Below are 15964 nucleotides of genomic sequence, written 5' to 3' on the forward strand. Positions count from 1 at the left end.
ATAGTCCGTTCATGGCCGGCCGCCCTCCGCGGCCGGCGTCATCAACCAAAGCCGGCGCGCCGGCAGGAGAACGCAAGATGGATAAATGGATCACATTGCTTGCCCGCGTGCTGCTGGCGCAGGTTTTCTTTCTGGCCGGCATCGGCAAACTAGGCGCCGGCTACGCCGCCACTCAGGGTTATATGGCCGCGATGGGCGTGCCTGGCTTTTTGCTGCCGCTGGTGATCGCTTTGGAAATAGGCGGCGGCTTGGCCTTGGCGCTAGGCGTGAAAGCGCGCTGGGTAGCGCTGCTGCTGGCTGGTTTCTCCGTCGCCTCGGCGCTGCTCTTCCACTGGGAGCCGGGCAATAGCCAGCAAATGATCCAGCTGACCAAGAACCTGGCCATGGCCGGCGGCTTGCTGATGGTGTTCGCCCACGGCGCGGGCACACTGTCCTGGGACGGCCGCAAAGGCTAACCACGCTGGCTTGCCTGACGGCAAAGCCGCCGGTCATCATAACGAAGCGATGCAGTTTACCCTCTGCGTCGCCGCATTCCAAACCGTCCGGACGGCCATTCCATGTAATCCACGCCGATCTCCACCTTCGCCCAAGGGAAATCCATCTCGATGAAACCGCACTGGATGATAAGCGGCCTCGCCGCTCTGAGCTTCAGCCTAAGAGCCTGTTTACGATCTCCGGAGCAATAGAGCCAAGAAAGCCAAGTGGATGAACTGCAAGCTAGTATTCAGCTTCCGCTCGCAGTTCTTCCACAGCCTTCTGCTCTTTTCCAACCAAGCGAAGCTGCGCTCAACAATCCATCGTTTGGGCATCACCTTGAACGTATGCAGCTCGCTTCTCTTCGCGATCTGTACCGTCACATACCCACCCAGAATCTCCCGCACTCCCTGCGCAAAGGGCTGACCTATGTAGCCGCTGTCGCACAGCAGGCTTTGCACCCGCTTGAGCCCACTCTGGCAACGTGCCAGCGCTTTGAGGGCTCCTTTGCGATCCGTCACCTCCGCTGTAGTCACTGCTACCGCGTGCGGTAAGCCCTGGGTATCCACTACGATATGGCGTTTGATGCCTGATATTTTCTTACCCGCGTCGTAGCCTTTTAACCCCGCTGTATCAGTGTTCTTCACGCTCTGCGCGTCGACGATCAAGAGCGTGCTTGAGGCGTTCCGCCCCAGTTTCTCTCGGGCCACGCCAACCTGATTTTTTTAATGCCAGCTCCAACACGCTTACGCCGTACAAGTCAGGTTCGGTCCATTTGCGCCAATACGCATAGACGTTCTGCCACTTGGGAAAGTCAGGCGGTAGATAGCGCCACTGACAACCTGTGCGCAGAAGATAGAGCACTGCGCAGAACACTTCATACAGATCCAGCTGTACCGGTTTAGTGTTACGTCGGACGCCACGCAGCAGCGGCTCTATCTGAGCAAACTTTTCTCGACTAATGTCGCTTGGGTAGGATTTTCTCTTCACTCGCCCATTATCGCTCACAAAAAGATCGTAAACAGGTTCTAAGCGCCGCGTTGAGTTATTCCACGCCGCTCGTCGCCCCCGCCGTCGCAATGCAGCGGGCAAGCAGCAATAAGCAACTGGTGGTCGATTTCTACAACCAGTTTTTCAACCAGCACGACTTGAGCGCGGCGGACCGTTATATCGGCGACCGCTATATTCAACACAACCCCAGCGTCAAGGACGGAAAGCAGGCCTTTGTCGAGGCTTTCACCGAGCGCTTCAAACAAGCCCCCGAGCGCCGCAACACCATTATCCGCGCCGTTGCCGAAGACGACCTGGTGGTCTTGCATGTGCATAGCACCAGCGATGCCAAAGACCGTGGCCGAGCGTTGGTCGACATCTTCCGCGTGGAGAACAACAAGATTGTCGAGCACTGGGACGTGATCCAGCCGGTGCCGGACGTAAGCGCCAGCGGCAACAGCATGTTCTGACACCCGCCCGGAGGCCCGCGCCGTCATGGCCGGGCCTCTCCTCATCCGCGCCGACTCATGCCACAATCCAGACATCCCCATTGAACCGAGCGCGCCATGTCCCTGCACTTCCACGTGATTCCAGTCACGCCGTTTGCCCAGAACTGTTCCATCTTGTGGTGCGACGCCAGCGGTCGCGCCGCGGTGGTGGACGCCGGCGGCGACATCGAGCGCATCGTCGATTGGATTTCCCGCCAAAACCTGACGGTGGAAAAACTGCTGCTGACCCACGGCCACATCGACCACGCCGGCGGCGCCGCGCGGCTGGCGGAGCAACTGGGCGTAAAGATAGAAGGCCCGCAGCGCGCGGAAAGCTTCTGGCTGGATCAATTGCCGCAACAGGGCCATATGTTCGGCTTTCCGCGCAGCGAGGCGCTGACGCCGGATCGCTGGCTGGAGGAAGGCGACACCGTCAGCGTGGGCGAGGAAACGCTGAACGTGATCCACTGCCCCGGCCACACGCCGGGCCACGTGGTGTTCCACAGCGCCGGCGCGCGGCTGCTGATCGCCGGCGACGTGCTGTTCCAGGGGTCGATCGGCCGCACCGACTTTCCAATGGGCAATCACCAGCAGTTGATCGACGCCATCCAGCAAAAGCTGTTCCTGTTGCCGGACGACACCACGGTGGTGCCTGGCCACGGTCCCTTGACCACCATAGGCGAGGAAAAGCACAGCAACCCCTACGTCGCCAACCCGCGCTACCGCTGAGCCGAGATGCCGCCTGATTTTGACCGCAAGGTGATCGCGCTATTGCTAGCGCTGCCGCCGGGGCGGGTCGCCACCTACGGCGCGTTGGCGGAGCAGGCCGGATACCCGCGCCATTCGCGTCATGTCGGCCGCTTGCTCAGCCACCTGCCGGACGGCGTCAGCGTGCCCTGGTTCCGAGTGCTGGGCGCCGGCGGCCGCATCTCGCGTCCAGGCAGCGAGCAAGCCGACTGGCAGCGTTTGCTGCTGGAAGAGGACGGCGTGGAATTGAGCGCGGCCGGCAAGGTGGACTTGCGGCGTTACGGCTGGCCGGACGCGCATTTTTGTAGCAAAAAGTTGTAGTTCCGCAACATTTAATGTTTCAAACATAATATCTACGGCTCAAAGTACATCGCATTTACATAAAATGACAAAAATGCGACAAGCACATTGTAAATACTTTGCAAACGAATATTTCTGAGCTAGTCTGCGCCCGCGCCGACAGGTCTGTCCGCGCGCACTACACGCTACACGCACAAAATATTCTGGTGAAACAATGAAAACTCGCAATCTGCTGCTGGCCCTGGCTCTGGTGGGCGGCTGTACCCTGGCGCAAGCCGGTGATTACTCCTTCGGCAATGTCAGCGCAAACTGGCTGGACTGGTCTAACCGCACCACCGAGCAATCGGGCAAGCGTGATTTCGGCTACCTCGAAGCCGAAGGCGGCATGGGTGGCAACTGGGGCGAACTGTACGGCTTCTTCGACCTGGAAAACCCGGGCAAAGGCAACAACGGCACCGGCACCAAGGACCGTCGCTACACCACCAAGGTGGTTGCCCGCTACAACATGACCCAGATCGGCAATGTTCCGGTTCAACTGTACGGCCATGTTTACGACACCCGCGGCAACGAGTTCTTCACCCAAAACCGCGTCCTGGGCTTGGGCACCAGCCTGAGCTTCGGTAACCTGACCATCAAGCCGTTCATCGGCGTGCACAACGAGCTGGACTCCTTCGGCATCGGTTCCGGTTACAACGGTTACATGGCCGGCTACGTCATGATGTATCCGTTCCAAGCCTTCGGTCAGGACTTGATGATTACTCAATGGCATGAGACCGAGTTGAATCGTCAGGACAAGTTCACCAATCCGTACATCCGTAAAACCGGTCAGAACGGCGCGCTGGCGTTGTGGTGGACCCCGGTCAAAGCGATCACCACCGGCATCCAATACCGTTACGCCGATCAGAAACTGGGTTCCAAGGCTTACCAGAACGCGGTGATCTACTCGATCAAGTACAACTTCAAGTAAGCGTTACCGCTACTTGCAAGCAACGCCGTCCGGTCATCCAGGCGGCGTTTTTGTTTTGCGCTTCCAATGTAGTCCTCAACTGGCCATCGAGTCGATTGACACCTTACTTACTAGTAAGTATCTTCAACGCCAACACTGGCAAGTCCAAGCAATCAAACACTTGCCCGCCGCGCTGGCGCCGGACGGCGGCCGCGGCCACAATGATCTGCGCGAGAAATCCACACGAGGACGAAAACATGACGGCATACCCGCACCTGCTGGCTCCGCTGGACCTGGGCTTCACCACGCTGAAAAACCGCGTGCTGATGGGCTCGATGCACACCGGCCTGGAAGAAGCCCCGCAAGGTTTTGAGAAGATGGCGGCCTTTTACGCGGAGCGCGCCCGCGGCGGCGTGGGGCTGATCGTTACCGGCGGTGTCGGTCCGAACCCTGAAGGCTGTGTCGCCGAGGGCGCCTCGATGCTGGCCGACGAGGCCGAAGTGCCGCACCACAAGCTGGTTACCGACGCGGTGCACGCCGCCGGCGGCAAGATCGCGCTGCAGATCTTGCACTCCGGCCGCTACAGCTTCCAGGAAAAGTGCGTATCCGCCTCCCCGCTGATCGCGCCGATCAACTTCTACAAACCGCGCGAGTTGTCCGACACCGACATCTGGCAAACCATCGCCGACTTCGCCCGTTGCGCGCGGCTGGCGCAACAGGCCGGCTACGACGGCGTGGAAGTGATGGGCTCGGAAGGCTATCTGATCAACCAGTTCATCGCCCGCGCCACCAATAAGCGCGACGACGATTGGGGCGGCAGCTTTGAAAACCGCATCCGTTTCGCCATCGAAACCGTCAAAGCGGTACGCGCCGCGGTGGGCAGCGACTTCATCATCATCTACCGGCTGTCCATGCTGGATCTGGTGCAAGACGGCAGCTCCTGGGACGAGGTGGCGCAGTTGGCCGGCGAGATCGAAGAGGCCGGCGCCACGCTGATCAACACCGGCATCGGCTGGCACGAGGCGCGGGTGCCCACCATCGCCACTATGGTGCCACGCGGCGGCTTCGCCTGGGTCACCAAGAAGTTGATGGGCAAGGTGAAGATTCCGCTGATCACCACCAACCGCATCAACACGCCGGAAGTGGCCGAAGAGATCCTGGCCGACGGCTGCGCCGACATGGTGTCGATGGCGCGGCCCTTCCTGGCGGACCCGGACTTCGTCAACAAGGCCGCAGCCGGCCGCGGCGATGAAATCAACACCTGTATCGGTTGTAACCAGGCCTGTCTGGACCACATCTTCCAGGGTAAGTTGACCAGCTGCCTGGTCAATCCGCGCGCCTGCCGCGAAACCGAGCTGAACTACGAGAAAACCGCTCAGGCCAAAAAGCTGGCGGTCGTCGGCGCCGGACCGGCCGGCCTGGCCTTCGCCACAGTGGCGGCGGAACGCGGCCATCAGGTGACGCTGTTTGACGCCGCGGCGGAGATCGGCGGCCAGTTCAATGTGGCCAAGCGCATCCCCGGCAAGGAGGAGTTCTACGAAACCCTGCGTTACTTCAAGCGCAAGTTGGAGCAGACCGGAGTGGAACAGCGGCTGAACACACGCGTGGCGGCCGCGGATCTCGCGGGTTTCGACGAGGTGGTGCTGGCCACCGGCATCGCCCCGCGCACGCCGGAGATTCCCGGCGTGGACCACCCCAAAGTGCTCAACTACCTAGACGTGCTCAAGCACGGCAAACCGGTGGGCAAGCGCGTCGCCATCATCGGCGCCGGCGGCATTGGCTTCGACACCGCGGAATTCCTGACCCACGAGGGCAAGTCCAGCTCGCTGGACACCGCCGCCTTCATGCGCGAATGGGGCGTGGACATGACGGTGGAGCATCCGGGCGGCCTCAGCCCTCAAGGACCGCAGCCGCACCCTAGCCCGCGCGAGGTGTACCTGTTGCAGCGCAAAACCAGCAAGGTGGGCGAAGGCCTGGGCAAGACCACCGGCTGGATTCACCGCGCCAGCCTGCAGATGAAGCGGGTACGCATGCTGTCCGGCGTTAGCTACGACAAAATAGACGACGCCGGGCTGCACATCACGGTCAAAGGCGAAGCCCAACTGCTGCCGGTGGACAATGTCATCATCTGCGCCGGCCAGGACCCGCTGCGTGAACTGCAGGCGCCGTTGCAGGCCGCCGGCAAGAGCGTGCATCTGATAGGCGGCGCCGACGTGGCTGCAGAACTGGACGCCAAACGGGCCATCGATCAAGGCTCTCGCCTCGCCGCCAGCATCTGACTCCGCCCTCCCTCGCCCGGCCCAGCCATGCCATAAAGGCATGGCCGCCGGCGCGCGGTTTTCTTCTCGGACCCGGCATCACCGGGCCTGTTCGCTGTTTCCCCGCTCCCCCTCCTCATCTCCAAGCAGAAACACCGTCCTTTAGTACAGATTTACCCTGATAAAACGTTTTAGCTCTTGTTCAACGCTCATTAATTTGTCATCGTTGCGGCCATCAAATTAATTCATATATATGACCATATGACCGACATGCGTCAGGCGGACCTTCGCCTGCCCCTGTACCAGCAAGTGCGCGACGCTTTGGCGCGCGACATCGCCAACCGAGTGTGGAAGCCCGGCGAAGCCATCCCCACCGAAGCGGAGCTGGTGGGACGCTTCCACACGTCCATCGGCACCATCCGCAAAGCAGTGGATCAATTGGTGGCCGACGAGATGGTGGAACGCCGCCAGGGCAAAGGCACCTTCATCAAACCGGCCAACTTCCAATCCTCGCTGCTGCGCTTTTTCCGCTTTCACGACGCCGCGGGCAAGTACCGCATCCCTGAAGCGAAGATCCTGCACCGCGAGCAACTGACGCCGCCGCCGGCCATCGCCGACAGCCTGCAACTTTCGCCTGGCGGGCAGGCCATCCACTTGACCCGCTTGCGCTACCTGGACCGCGAGCCGCTGCTGGCCGAATCGATCTGGCTGCCGGCGACGCGATTCCAGGCTCTGCTGGCGATTCCTTTGCCCAGCTTCGGCGACCTGCTGTATCCGCTGTATGAGGATTGCTGTCACCAGGTGGTGGCCTCAGCGCGGGAAACTCTGACCGCGGAAGCCATCGCCTCGCCGCATGCCGAACTGCTACAACTCGCGCCCGGCACTCCGGCCATCGTGCTGGAGCGGCTGGCCAAGGCTTACGACGGCAGCCCGCTGGAATGGCGCAGCGTACGCGGCCGCGCCGACAAATTCCGCTACCAGGCGGACATCCGCTGATTCCGCGCCGCCCGCGCCATAGCAGCGGCGCGAGGCGGCGCATCGACAATAAGCAAGAACCATAAAGGGCAGCATCATGTTGCATTGGTATAAGCAGGTCTCGCCGGGCGAACGCAAAACCTTCTGGGGTTGTTTCGGAGGCTGGGCGCTGGATGCGCTGGACGTGCAAATGTTCAGCCTGGCCATTCCGGCGCTGATCGCCGCCTTCAGCCTGAGCAAAGCTGAAGCCGGGATGATAGGCAGCGTGACTCTGGTGGCGTCGGCGCTGGGCGGCTGGATCATGGGCGCGGTGTCGGACCGCATCGGCAGAGTGTTGGCGCTGCAAATCACCATTATCTGGTTCTCGCTGTTTACCCTGCTGTCCGGCTTCGCTCAAAGCTACGAACAGTTGCTGGTGTTCAAAGCGCTGCAGGGCTTCGGCTTCGGCGGCGAGTGGGCCGCCGGCGCGGTCTTGATGGCGGAGATCATCCGGCCGGAACATCGCGGCAAGGCGATGGCCTCGGTGCAAAGCGCCTGGGCGGTGGGCTGGGGCGCTTCGGTGCTACTGTACTCGACGATCTTCCTGCTGTTCCCGGCGGAGATCGCCTGGCGCGTGATGTTCGGCATCGGCATCCTGCCTGCCTTCTTCATCATCTATATCCGCCGCCATATCCCGGAGCCGCCGCGCAGCGAACGCAAGGCCGCGCCCACGGTGCCCCTGCTGGATATTTTCAAGCCAGGCGTGCTGCGCATGACTCTGATTGGAGCCTTGATCGGCGTCGGCGCGCACGGCGGTTACGCCGCGCTGATGACCTGGTTGCCGATGTTCCTCAAGACCGAGCGCCACTTGTCCGTTCTCGGCACCAGCGGCTATCTGGCGGTAATCATCGTCGCCTTCTGGTGCGGCTGCATGGCCAGCGCCTACCTGCTGGACCGCATCGGCCGCCGCCTCAACCTGTTGCTGTTCTCAGTCTGCTGCGTGGCCACGGTGCTGATCTACGTGTTCGCGTCGCTGAGCAATCCGCTGATGCTGTTTCTGGGCTTCCCGCTGGGTTTCTTCGCCGCCGGCATTCCCTCCAGCCTGGGCGCGCTATTCAACGAAATATACCCCACCGGCATGCGTGGCGCCGGCGTGGGCTTCTGCTACAACTTCGGCCGCATCCTGTCCGCCGGTTTTCCCTTGCTGGTCGGTTACCTGAGCGATGGCTGGACCTTGGGCGCCTCCATCGGCGTCAGCGCCGCGATAGCCTATTCCATCGTTGCGCTGGCCGTGTTCTGCCTGCCGGAAACCAAGGGCAAGCCGCTGAACGACGCGCAGCCGGACCCGCGCGGACCGGAACCCCGCAACGCCCGCGCTTCGGCCTGAACGGCAAACGCGCCATTTCATCGAAATTGTGAGGTCACCATGGCATTAGACGAAATCGCCAACCAGATCACCGATGACGAGTTCGCCCTGGACACCATCCAGGGGGAGCGAGTCATCATCACCTCGCCCATCATCCTGGGCACAGCCGGCAGCGAATGGGAGGGTTCGCCGATTTTCCGCCGCGATTACCTACTCGCCCTCTTGTCCCACAGCATCCGGCACAAAGTACTGAACGCCGCCGACATCGACGCGGCGCTGGACCTGGGCGCGGCGCGCAACGCCGCCTGTCAAGCCTGCGGCTGAACCCGGCGCCGATGATAGACGGGCACGCCCATATCTTCCTGCGCCGGCAGATCGGCGCCGCCCCGCTGCGCTACAAGCCGTACCGGGACGCGCCCTTGCAAGCCTATCTGGCTCAGCTGGACCAGTTCGGCATAGCCGGCGGCGTGCTGGTGCAACCTAGTTTTCTGGGCAATGACAACCGTTATCTGTTGCAGGGACTCCGCGAGAGCGAGGGCCGGCTTCGCGGCATCGCGGTGATAGCGCCGGACTGCCCGCTGCCGGCCATGCGCGCCATGGACGACGCCGGCGTCGTCGGCCTGCGGCTCAATCTGATCGGCCGCCCGCTGCCGGACCTGAATTCACCGGCGTGGCGCCGCTGTCTGGCGCATGCCGCCAGCCTGAACTGGCAAGTGGAGGTGCACCGCGCGGCGCAGGATTGGCCTCTCTTGCTGCCGCCGCTGCTGGACGCCGGGGTCAAGGTGGTCATCGATCACTTCGGCCGCCCGCATCCTGCACTGGGGGTGGACGATCCCGGCTTCCGGCGCATGCTGGACGCCGGCGCGGCCAGCGGCCGCATCTGGGTCAAAATCTCCGCGGCCTATCGCAACGGCCTGGCCGGACGCGGCGAGGACATCGCACGCGCCGCGCTGCCGCTGCTGGACAGCGCTCTGGGACCGGGGCGGCTGCTGTGGGGCAGCGATTGGCCTCATACCCAGTTCGGCTCCATCCGCTACGCCCGCACGTTGGAACTGCTGGAACAATGGCTACCCGATATGGAGCGCCGCCGGCGCATCACCCACGACACCCCCGCCGAGCTGTTCCGCTTTGATACACAGACCACTACAGAAAATGGCGGTCGTCCGCTAGGTGGCTGGCCGGACAGCTGAACATCAACACCAGCGGCGCGGCGCCGGTATTGCTGAGTTGATGCTGGGTATTGGCCGGCACCACGAAGGAACTCTGCTCCGCCACAGCGTGAGTCCTCGCCGCTCCGGTAGCCACATCCACCAGCCTCATCTCCCCGCGGCCGCTGACGATATGGTAATGCTCGTCCCCATGGCGATGATAATGTCCGTTGATCGCCACCCCAGGGGCGACTTCGGTTAAATAAGTGCTGAAGCCGGCATCGCCGGCCAATTTCAAGATCTTGATGCCCACGCTCTTATCGTAAACGCCATTTTCAAGCTCCAACTTCCAATCAATCACCTTCATGATATTCCTAATAAACAGTAAATTCAGACAAAATAATCATTAACCGCGATCAATTATTTCAAACCTGCCTGCCTTTCTCTCGATCTCGGTGAACTTTAATCCTTTAGTACAGTTAATCAAGTCCAAACAGCCATTCGCATTGACACTATCGAAACAAAAAATCTATAAGTGCCCAACTTAAGAAGCTGTTCAACGTTTAGAGAACAAGAGCGAGACAAAGCGTTGCGGCATGGAAACGCACGTTTGCATACAACGCGCCGCGTTGCAAAACCGGCTTCAACGCCATTCCAAGCATCTCGCCAGCGCGCAGCAAACATTGGACAGCGGCCGACGCGACAGCGAGGCCAAGACAGCGCACCCCGACATGACCAACCTCCGCACCAGGCGCACACTATGGACTATCAGCTCGTATCCCCTGAACGCTTCTCCGAAGAACAAAGCGAATTCGTGGCACAGTTCCGCCAATCCGTTTCCCAGCTCTCCAGCCAAACCGATATGATCGTCGGCGCTAAAGACGCCAATTCCCGTCATCTGGCATCCAGCGACGCCTACGCCAGGATCGTTGCGCTCAAACGTGGAGACGATGTGGTGGACCGTCTGGATAAGGAAATGCCCTGCGAAGGCACTGCCCAGTTCGCCGATTGCTATGTGCAGGAAGATTTGGCGCTGATGAGGACCTGCGACCCGACACGCAAAGTCTCCATTCTCAACGTGCATGAATACGGAGACGGCCTCAAGGCGCGGGTATTCTCCAAACACTTGCTCAAACACGAAGCGACGCGCTCCATCCTGGGCACCATTTACTACGCCCATGAAATTGAAATCGCCAACTTCATCAACCTGATGCCCAATTACATTTTGGAGTTCGGCGCCGGCTGCAGCATAGAGCAAGTGCAAGGCGAATTGAAACTGCTTGATGTGGAATTGACGGAGTACGAACAGGAAGTCTGCTTCCTGATGTTGCTGAACTGGGACTTCAAGCAAATAGCCGACTTCATGAACAAATATCGCCCCAAGCCTAAAACCCGTGTGGCGGATTCTATTATCAAGAGCAAGAACTATATTTGCGAAAAACTGGGCTTGCCCACTCAGCGGCGCGCTGAATTATGCGATGCGCTGATTGCCGCCGGCATGCACCGAAAGATGCCGACATCGCTTTTCAGCAGGCTGATCGGTTCCAAACAATTGTGATATCCGACTGGGCATTCTCCATTTTTCTGGAGTTACCCCATAGGCATAAAAACGCTATGCTCTGAGCCTGGAGCGGTAAACCGCGCGACCGGACTGCCATCCCAATGCCGGCATCGCCGCTCCAATCACGCGGCACACCTGAGCGGCTGACGCATCTCGCCGGCTCGCGCCCTCAAGCGCGGCGCTATATCAAGATGCCGACCGCTCGACAAAAAAATACTTGAAACGCCGCCAGGCCCCCCTGCGCAACCACAAACCGCGCTTTCCGCCATGCGCGCCGCCCAAGGCGGCCGGCGCCGGCAAGGCGACGCCAGGGAAACGGCGCGGCGGCCATTTCAAGATCAACGCGGGCCAAAGAGAAACCATGATGCGACAGGAGTCAGCAATGAGCATACGCGCCTTGAATTATGACAAGCATTCTGCAAGATCGTTATCGGGAATCGCCAGAAATGTGGAAGCCTTCGCGCTGGACACGATAGAAGGCGAACGCGTGATCATCACCCTGCCCGCAATCCAAGGCGAACAAGGCAGCGAATGGGAAGGGTCCTTGATTTTCCGCCACGACTACTTGCTTGAGCTGTTGGCTTACAGCGTGGAGCACGGCATCATCAAGCCCGGCGAGGTCAGCAAGGCCTTGATCGACGGCAGTTCGCGGCCCACCCAAATCTAAGCCCGAGTCAGAGCATCGCCCACCCGCCGCGCCATGCGCGGCGGTTTTGCGTTCAGCGCCCGTTCCGGCGGCAGATTTCCGCTAGCTCCTGGGCCGCTGCGGCCGGATCCGCCGCGCCGAACACACCCCCTATCACCGCGATCGCGTCCGCGCCGGCCGCCAGCGTCTGTCCGGCGTTGCCGGCGTCAATGCCGCCTATCGCCACCAAGGGCGCGCCCAAAATCCGCGCGGCGGCGAACAGGCTCAACTCCGCGCGCGCCGCATCCGGCTTGGTGCCGGACGGAAACACCGCGCCGAAGGCGACGTAACTGGCGCCGGCCGCCACCGCCCGCCGCGCCCTCTCCAGACTGTCGTAGCAAGACGCGCCTATCAACGCGCCTGCGCCCAACCGCCGCCGCGCCGCGCTTAACGCGCCGTCGTCTCGCCCCAAATGCACACCATCCGCGCCAACGCTCGCCGCCAGCCCCACATCGTCGTTGACGATGAAAACCACGCCGTAGCGCCGACACAGCTCGGCCAGCGCCCGCGCCTGCTCCAGACGCAAAGCCGCGTTAGGACTCTTGTTGCGGTATTGCAGAATATCGATGTGCGGCGCAGCCGCCTGCGCCAGGCTCAACAGCCGCGCGCTGTCCTCGGTGTCCGGCGTGATCGCGTACAGTCCCTTAAGCCTGGCCGGCATCGTCATCCTCGTCATCGCCGCGCGCCCAGAACATGCGGTCCGGCAAGAACTGCCCCATGCCGGGCCGGAAGCCGTTCAGCAAGGCTTGATAGGTGTACTCCTGCGCTTCCCTCACCGCTTCCGGCAGCAACAAACCGGTGGCCAGCATGCCGGCGATGGCCGAGGCCAGCGTGCAGCCGGAGCCATGGTAACTGCCCGGCAAGCGCTCCCAGGTATCGGAACGCACTAGGCCGCCGGGGCCGTAAAGCTGGTTGACCACTTCCTTAGTGTTTTCGTGAGTGCCGGTGATCAGCAGATGCGGGCAACCCAGCGCCAGGATGCGCTGCGCGCACTGCTCCAAGGTCAGGTCCTCGTCCTCGTCGGCGTCGTTGCTGGCGATGCGCCGCGCTTCAATGCTGTTGGGCGTCAGGATGGACACCTGGGGAATCAACATGTCGCGCATCGCCGCGATCAAGTCCTCGTCGGCCAACTCGTGGCCGCCGCCGCTGGCCAGCACCGGATCCAATACCACCGGGATGTCAGGGTAGTCGGCAATCAGCTGCGCCACTACCGCCACGTTCTCCACACTGCCCAGCATGCCTATCTTGAAAGCGGTGACCGGGATGTCTTCCATCAGAAAACGCGCTTGGTCATTGACCCAGTCCGCGTCCAACACCATAAAGTCATTGATGCCGACGGTATCCTGCACCGTAATCGCGGTGATCACCGACAAAGGATGGCATCCCAGGCTGGCTAGCGTCAGAATGTCGGCCTGAATGCCGGCGCCGCCGGAAGGGTCCGAGCCCGCCAGGGTAAGGACCACGGGAGGAGTGGGCTGAGTGGTCAAGACTGAAACCTCTTAGTTCTGTATAGGGTCGGAGCGGCCGGCGGGCGCATTGTCAGTCTCGCGGACCACTCTTAGAATAACTGTTTTACTCGATCACAAGGTGATGCGATGCGTACTTGGATGTGTCTGATCTGCGGCTTTATCTACGACGAGGAAGCCGGCCGTCCGGAGGATGGTATCCCGCCGGGCACCAAGTGGGAAGACATTCCGCCCAACTGGACTTGCCCCGATTGCGACGCGCGCAAGGACGATTTCGAAATGGTGGAAATCTGAGCCGGCTCAACCCGTGCCAGCCGCGATATCCCGCCGCGCCGCCGCTCGCCAGTGAAATGGAGCCGGGCGCTCAAGAGGCCATACCGCAATGAAAAGTTTCTGGAGTAAAACCCTGGCCGGCCTGCTGGCCGCTGCCGCCCTCGCCGGCTGTGCCCAGGTCAACACCACCCAGGGCGGCGCCGTCGGCGTCAGCCGCGGCCAGACCATGCTGCTGTCCAGCCAGGAAGTGGAGCAGATGTCGGCCAAGTCCTACGCCCAGCAGTTGGGCAAGGCGCGCGCCGCCAGCCAGCTCAACACCGACGCGGCGATGACGGCGCGGGTGCGCAAGATCTCCCAGCGCCTGATCGCCCAAGCGCCGGTATTCCGCCCCGACGCCGCCAAATGGCGCTGGGAAGTCAATGTGATGCGCAATGACGAACCCAACGCCTACGCGATGGCAGGCGGCAAGATCATGGTCTACTCCGGTCTGATCACCAAGCTCAAGCTGAGCGACGCCGAACTGGCCGCCGTCATCGGCCACGAAATCTCGCACGCGCTGCGCGAGCACTCGCGCGAGAGCATGAGCCAGGCCTATGCGCAGCAAGTGGGCCTGTCGCTGGTGGGCGCGGTGGCCGGGCTCAAGCAGAACCAGATGGACATGGCCGCGATGGCCGCCGACGTGGCGCTGTCAAAACCCAACAGCCGCACCATGGAGTCCGAAGCCGACATCATGGGCCTGGAATTGATGGCGCGCGCCGGCTACGACCCCAACGCCGCGGTGAATGTCTGGAACAAGATGATGGCGGCGGGCAGTAGCGGCGGCGCCGAATTCCTGTCCACCCACCCGTCCGGCCCCACCCGCATCCGCGACCTGCAACAGCGCATCCCGCAAGTCATGCCGCTGTACCAGGCGGCGAAGAAAGCTTGAGCATGGCCTTGCGCACAGAGGATGTGGACGCGCTGCTGGCCCGGGCCTGCGCCTTGCCGGGTGCCGAGTTCGACGTCAAATGGGAAACCCGGCGCGTGCTCAGCCTGGAACGCAAGATGTTCGCCCTGTTCCACGAGGATAACGTGATGTACAAAGTGGCCGCCGACGATTTTCTGGTCCTCAGCGGCCTGCCCGGCGTGCGGCCGGCGCCGTATCTGGCGCGGGCGCGCTGGATAGAAGTGTCGTCGCTGGAAGCACTGAGCCTGGAACAGTTGCACGCGGGCATCGCCGACGCGCGCCGGCTAGTGCTGGCCAAGCTGCCCAAGCCCGTCAGACAACGCTACGAGGCCTCGGCGTGAACGCGCCCGGCCAGGCCCGGCTCCGCGTCGTCCTTCGGTCCGCGAAAGCCCCCACTTCTGCGACAAAAACACCGTGAGCTACCTTTACCTGAAAGCCTTCCACATTTTCTTCGTGGTGTCCTGGTTCGCCGGGCTGTTTTACCTGCCGCGCCTCTATGTCAATCTGGCACTGGCGGAGCAGGATGCCGAATACCAGCGCCTGCTGCTGATGGCGCGCAAGCTCTATCGCTTCATGACCCCGCTGGGCGCGCTGGCGCTGGCCACCGGCCTTGGCCTGTGGCTGGGCTTCGGCATAGGCGGCGGCTGGCTGCACGCCAAGCTGACCCTGGTCTTGCTGCTGGTCGGCTATCACGGCTGGTGCGGCAAGCTCTACCGCGACTTCGCCGCCAGAACCAACCGCCGCAGCCATACCTGGTTCCGCGTGTTCAACGAACTGCCGGTGCTGGTATTGCTGGCGGTGGTGATTCTGGTGGTGGTCAAACCATTCTGAGGAGAGGGATCGCATGCGCAAATGGATTGCATTGTGGCTGGGCTGCCTGCCCGCTTGGGCCGCCACCCCGCTGCCGCCCAAACCGGCGCTGCCGCCGGAAGTGGTGGCCACGCTGCGCCGTGACGGCGCGGAGCTGCTGCGGCTGCCGATGTGCGTGGACGCCAAGGGCGCCTTCTCCGGGCAGCGCGAGGTGGGTGACGCCCTGCTCAGCGTCGGCGGCACCGTCGCCGCGGTGCGCGCCCAGCACAAGCCGCTGCTGAACGCCAGCGTCAGCTGGAGCGATCAGGAGGGCAAGCGCGTGGTCAGCGCCCAGACGCTGATCGGCTCTCAGCCGGAACTGGTGGGCAGTTGGCCGCAACGCGCCACACCTTACGGCCTGAGCAGCGGTGTGGTGCCCCAGCAAAGCAGCCTGTCGCTGTATCTGCAGATCTCGCCGCGGGCGGAGGCCTGCGGTAAACCCAAGGGCGAACAGATCGCCCATTAGAACCGGTTCAATGTCTGCCGCGCTTTGGCGATACGGCGTTGAACTGG

General features: G+C 62.1%; 21 protein-coding genes. 17 read left to right on the plus strand and 4 right to left on the minus strand.

Going from position 1 to position 15964, the window contains the following annotated elements:
- Positions 1–77: 77 nt before the first annotated feature.
- A complete protein-coding gene (locus GYH29_RS22710; RefSeq protein ID WP_019102775.1) occupies positions 78–455 on the plus strand; it encodes a DoxX family protein in 378 nt (125 codons plus the stop codon).
- A 210-nt stretch (positions 456–665) separates the two neighbouring features.
- Here the strand turns inward: GYH29_RS22710 and GYH29_RS22715 are convergent.
- Positions 666–1464 (minus strand): IS5 family transposase gene (locus tag GYH29_RS22715; RefSeq protein WP_161523837.1). Its coding sequence is split into 2 segments (ribosomal slippage): positions 666–1199 and positions 1201–1464, totalling 798 coding nucleotides; the frame shifts between segments, so codons are not numbered across the junction.
- A gap of 50 nt (positions 1465–1514) precedes the next feature.
- Here GYH29_RS22715 and GYH29_RS22720 point away from each other — a divergent pair.
- The 9 genes from GYH29_RS22720 to GYH29_RS22760 all read left to right on the plus strand — a co-directional run bounded on the left by GYH29_RS22720 (position 1515) and on the right by GYH29_RS22760 (position 9713).
- On the plus strand, positions 1515–1934 hold the full coding sequence (locus tag GYH29_RS22720) for a nuclear transport factor 2 family protein (RefSeq protein ID WP_198001615.1): 420 nt from the start codon (positions 1515–1517) through the stop codon (positions 1932–1934).
- A 96-nt stretch (positions 1935–2030) separates the two neighbouring features.
- Positions 2031–2681, plus strand: coding sequence for an MBL fold metallo-hydrolase (locus tag GYH29_RS22725; protein ID WP_161524432.1), 651 nt, complete (start codon positions 2031–2033; stop codon positions 2679–2681).
- 6 nt (positions 2682–2687) lie between these two features.
- A complete protein-coding gene (locus GYH29_RS22730; protein WP_161524433.1) occupies positions 2688–3020 on the plus strand; it encodes an MGMT family protein in 333 nt (110 codons plus the stop codon).
- 193 nt (positions 3021–3213) lie between these two features.
- Entirely contained in the window at positions 3214–3966 is a 753-nt protein-coding gene (locus tag GYH29_RS22735) for an outer membrane protein OmpK (RefSeq protein WP_081575455.1), read from the plus strand.
- Between the two features lie 236 nt (positions 3967–4202).
- On the plus strand, positions 4203–6224 hold the full coding sequence (locus tag GYH29_RS22740) for an NADPH-dependent 2,4-dienoyl-CoA reductase (protein WP_019100278.1): 2022 nt from the start codon (positions 4203–4205) through the stop codon (positions 6222–6224).
- A gap of 240 nt (positions 6225–6464) precedes the next feature.
- Positions 6465–7199, plus strand: coding sequence for a GntR family transcriptional regulator (locus GYH29_RS22745; RefSeq protein WP_198001616.1), 735 nt, complete (start codon positions 6465–6467; stop codon positions 7197–7199).
- A gap of 76 nt (positions 7200–7275) precedes the next feature.
- A complete protein-coding gene (locus tag GYH29_RS22750; RefSeq protein WP_081575453.1) occupies positions 7276–8544 on the plus strand; it encodes an MFS transporter in 1269 nt (422 codons plus the stop codon).
- A gap of 39 nt (positions 8545–8583) precedes the next feature.
- Positions 8584–8847 (plus strand): hypothetical protein, encoded by a 264-nt coding sequence (locus GYH29_RS22755; RefSeq protein WP_081575452.1) that lies wholly within the window; start codon positions 8584–8586, stop codon positions 8845–8847.
- 11 nt (positions 8848–8858) lie between these two features.
- Positions 8859–9713 (plus strand): amidohydrolase family protein, encoded by an 855-nt coding sequence (locus tag GYH29_RS22760; protein ID WP_081575451.1) that lies wholly within the window; start codon positions 8859–8861, stop codon positions 9711–9713.
- Here the strand turns inward: GYH29_RS22760 and GYH29_RS22765 are convergent.
- Positions 9667–10038 (minus strand): cupin domain-containing protein, encoded by a 372-nt coding sequence (locus GYH29_RS22765; RefSeq protein WP_019103088.1) that lies wholly within the window; start codon positions 10036–10038, stop codon positions 9667–9669. The genes GYH29_RS22760 and GYH29_RS22765 overlap by 47 nt on opposite strands.
- Positions 10039–10281: 243 nt before the next feature.
- Between GYH29_RS22765 and GYH29_RS22770 the strand changes: the two genes are divergently transcribed.
- Positions 10282–11229 carry a hypothetical protein gene (locus GYH29_RS22770; RefSeq protein ID WP_141113210.1) on the plus strand — a complete coding sequence of 316 codons (948 nt, stop codon included), beginning with the start codon at positions 10282–10284 and terminating at the stop codon, positions 11227–11229.
- A 385-nt stretch (positions 11230–11614) separates the two neighbouring features.
- Positions 11615–11899: a hypothetical protein gene (locus GYH29_RS22775; protein WP_141113209.1), complete on the plus strand. Its 285-nt coding sequence runs from the start codon at positions 11615–11617 to the stop codon at positions 11897–11899.
- A gap of 52 nt (positions 11900–11951) precedes the next feature.
- Here the strand turns inward: GYH29_RS22775 and thiE are convergent, their stop codons facing one another.
- Positions 11952–12578: a thiamine phosphate synthase gene (thiE, locus tag GYH29_RS22780; protein ID WP_161524435.1), complete on the minus strand. Its 627-nt coding sequence runs from the start codon at positions 12576–12578 to the stop codon at positions 11952–11954.
- Complete coding sequence (gene thiD, locus GYH29_RS22785) at positions 12562–13404, minus strand: bifunctional hydroxymethylpyrimidine kinase/phosphomethylpyrimidine kinase (RefSeq protein WP_039756173.1); 843 nt, start codon at positions 13402–13404, stop codon at positions 12562–12564. Before thiD ends, thiE begins: the two co-directional genes overlap by 17 nt.
- 108 nt (positions 13405–13512) lie before the next feature.
- Here thiD and GYH29_RS22790 point away from each other — a divergent pair, with 108 nt between their 5' ends.
- The 5 genes from GYH29_RS22790 (at position 13513) to GYH29_RS22810 (ending at position 15917) form a co-directional block, all read left to right on the plus strand.
- A complete protein-coding gene (locus GYH29_RS22790; protein WP_039756174.1) occupies positions 13513–13677 on the plus strand; it encodes a rubredoxin in 165 nt (54 codons plus the stop codon).
- Between the two features lie 88 nt (positions 13678–13765).
- Complete coding sequence (locus GYH29_RS22795; protein ID WP_118268454.1) at positions 13766–14584, plus strand: M48 family metallopeptidase; 819 nt, start codon at positions 13766–13768, stop codon at positions 14582–14584.
- 2 nt (positions 14585–14586) lie between these two features.
- Complete coding sequence (locus tag GYH29_RS22800; RefSeq protein WP_043589382.1) at positions 14587–14943, plus strand: MmcQ/YjbR family DNA-binding protein; 357 nt, start codon at positions 14587–14589, stop codon at positions 14941–14943.
- A 73-nt stretch (positions 14944–15016) separates the two neighbouring features.
- Positions 15017–15433, plus strand: coding sequence for a CopD family protein (locus GYH29_RS22805; RefSeq protein WP_043589367.1), 417 nt, complete (start codon positions 15017–15019; stop codon positions 15431–15433).
- 13 nt (positions 15434–15446) lie between these two features.
- Positions 15447–15917, plus strand: coding sequence for a hypothetical protein (locus GYH29_RS22810; RefSeq protein ID WP_043589366.1), 471 nt, complete (start codon positions 15447–15449; stop codon positions 15915–15917).
- The last annotated feature ends 47 nt before the right edge of the window (positions 15918–15964 follow it).

The sequence above is a fragment of the Chromobacterium haemolyticum genome (assembly GCF_009936155.1).
GTDB classification, from domain to species: domain Bacteria; phylum Pseudomonadota; class Gammaproteobacteria; order Burkholderiales; family Chromobacteriaceae; genus Chromobacterium; species Chromobacterium haemolyticum.

Excerpts from the sequence above, each read along its gene's own strand:
- GYH29_RS22710 (WP_019102775.1), top strand. The coding sequence starts at position 78 with ATGGATAAATGGATCACATTGCTTGCCCGCGTGCTGCTGGCGCAGGTT.
- GYH29_RS22725 (WP_161524432.1), top strand. The coding sequence starts at position 2,031 with ATGTCCCTGCACTTCCACGTGATTCCAGTCACGCCGTTTGCCCAGAAC.
- GYH29_RS22730 (WP_161524433.1), top strand. The coding sequence starts at position 2,688 with ATGCCGCCTGATTTTGACCGCAAGGTGATCGCGCTATTGCTAGCGCTG.
- GYH29_RS22735 (WP_081575455.1), top strand. The coding sequence starts at position 3,214 with ATGAAAACTCGCAATCTGCTGCTGGCCCTGGCTCTGGTGGGCGGCTGT.
- GYH29_RS22740 (WP_019100278.1), top strand. The coding sequence starts at position 4,203 with ATGACGGCATACCCGCACCTGCTGGCTCCGCTGGACCTGGGCTTCACC.
- GYH29_RS22745 (WP_198001616.1), top strand. The coding sequence starts at position 6,465 with ATGACCGACATGCGTCAGGCGGACCTTCGCCTGCCCCTGTACCAGCAA.
- GYH29_RS22750 (WP_081575453.1), top strand. The coding sequence starts at position 7,276 with ATGTTGCATTGGTATAAGCAGGTCTCGCCGGGCGAACGCAAAACCTTC.
- GYH29_RS22755 (WP_081575452.1), top strand. The coding sequence starts at position 8,584 with ATGGCATTAGACGAAATCGCCAACCAGATCACCGATGACGAGTTCGCC.
- GYH29_RS22760 (WP_081575451.1), top strand. The coding sequence starts at position 8,859 with ATGATAGACGGGCACGCCCATATCTTCCTGCGCCGGCAGATCGGCGCC.
- GYH29_RS22765 (WP_019103088.1), bottom strand. The coding sequence starts at position 10,038 with ATGAAGGTGATTGATTGGAAGTTGGAGCTTGAAAATGGCGTTTACGAT.
- GYH29_RS22775 (WP_141113209.1), top strand. The coding sequence starts at position 11,615 with ATGAGCATACGCGCCTTGAATTATGACAAGCATTCTGCAAGATCGTTA.
- thiE (WP_161524435.1), bottom strand. The coding sequence starts at position 12,578 with ATGCCGGCCAGGCTTAAGGGACTGTACGCGATCACGCCGGACACCGAG.
- GYH29_RS22790 (WP_039756174.1), top strand. The coding sequence starts at position 13,513 with ATGCGTACTTGGATGTGTCTGATCTGCGGCTTTATCTACGACGAGGAA.
- GYH29_RS22795 (WP_118268454.1), top strand. The coding sequence starts at position 13,766 with ATGAAAAGTTTCTGGAGTAAAACCCTGGCCGGCCTGCTGGCCGCTGCC.
- GYH29_RS22800 (WP_043589382.1), top strand. The coding sequence starts at position 14,587 with ATGGCCTTGCGCACAGAGGATGTGGACGCGCTGCTGGCCCGGGCCTGC.
- GYH29_RS22810 (WP_043589366.1), top strand. The coding sequence starts at position 15,447 with ATGCGCAAATGGATTGCATTGTGGCTGGGCTGCCTGCCCGCTTGGGCC.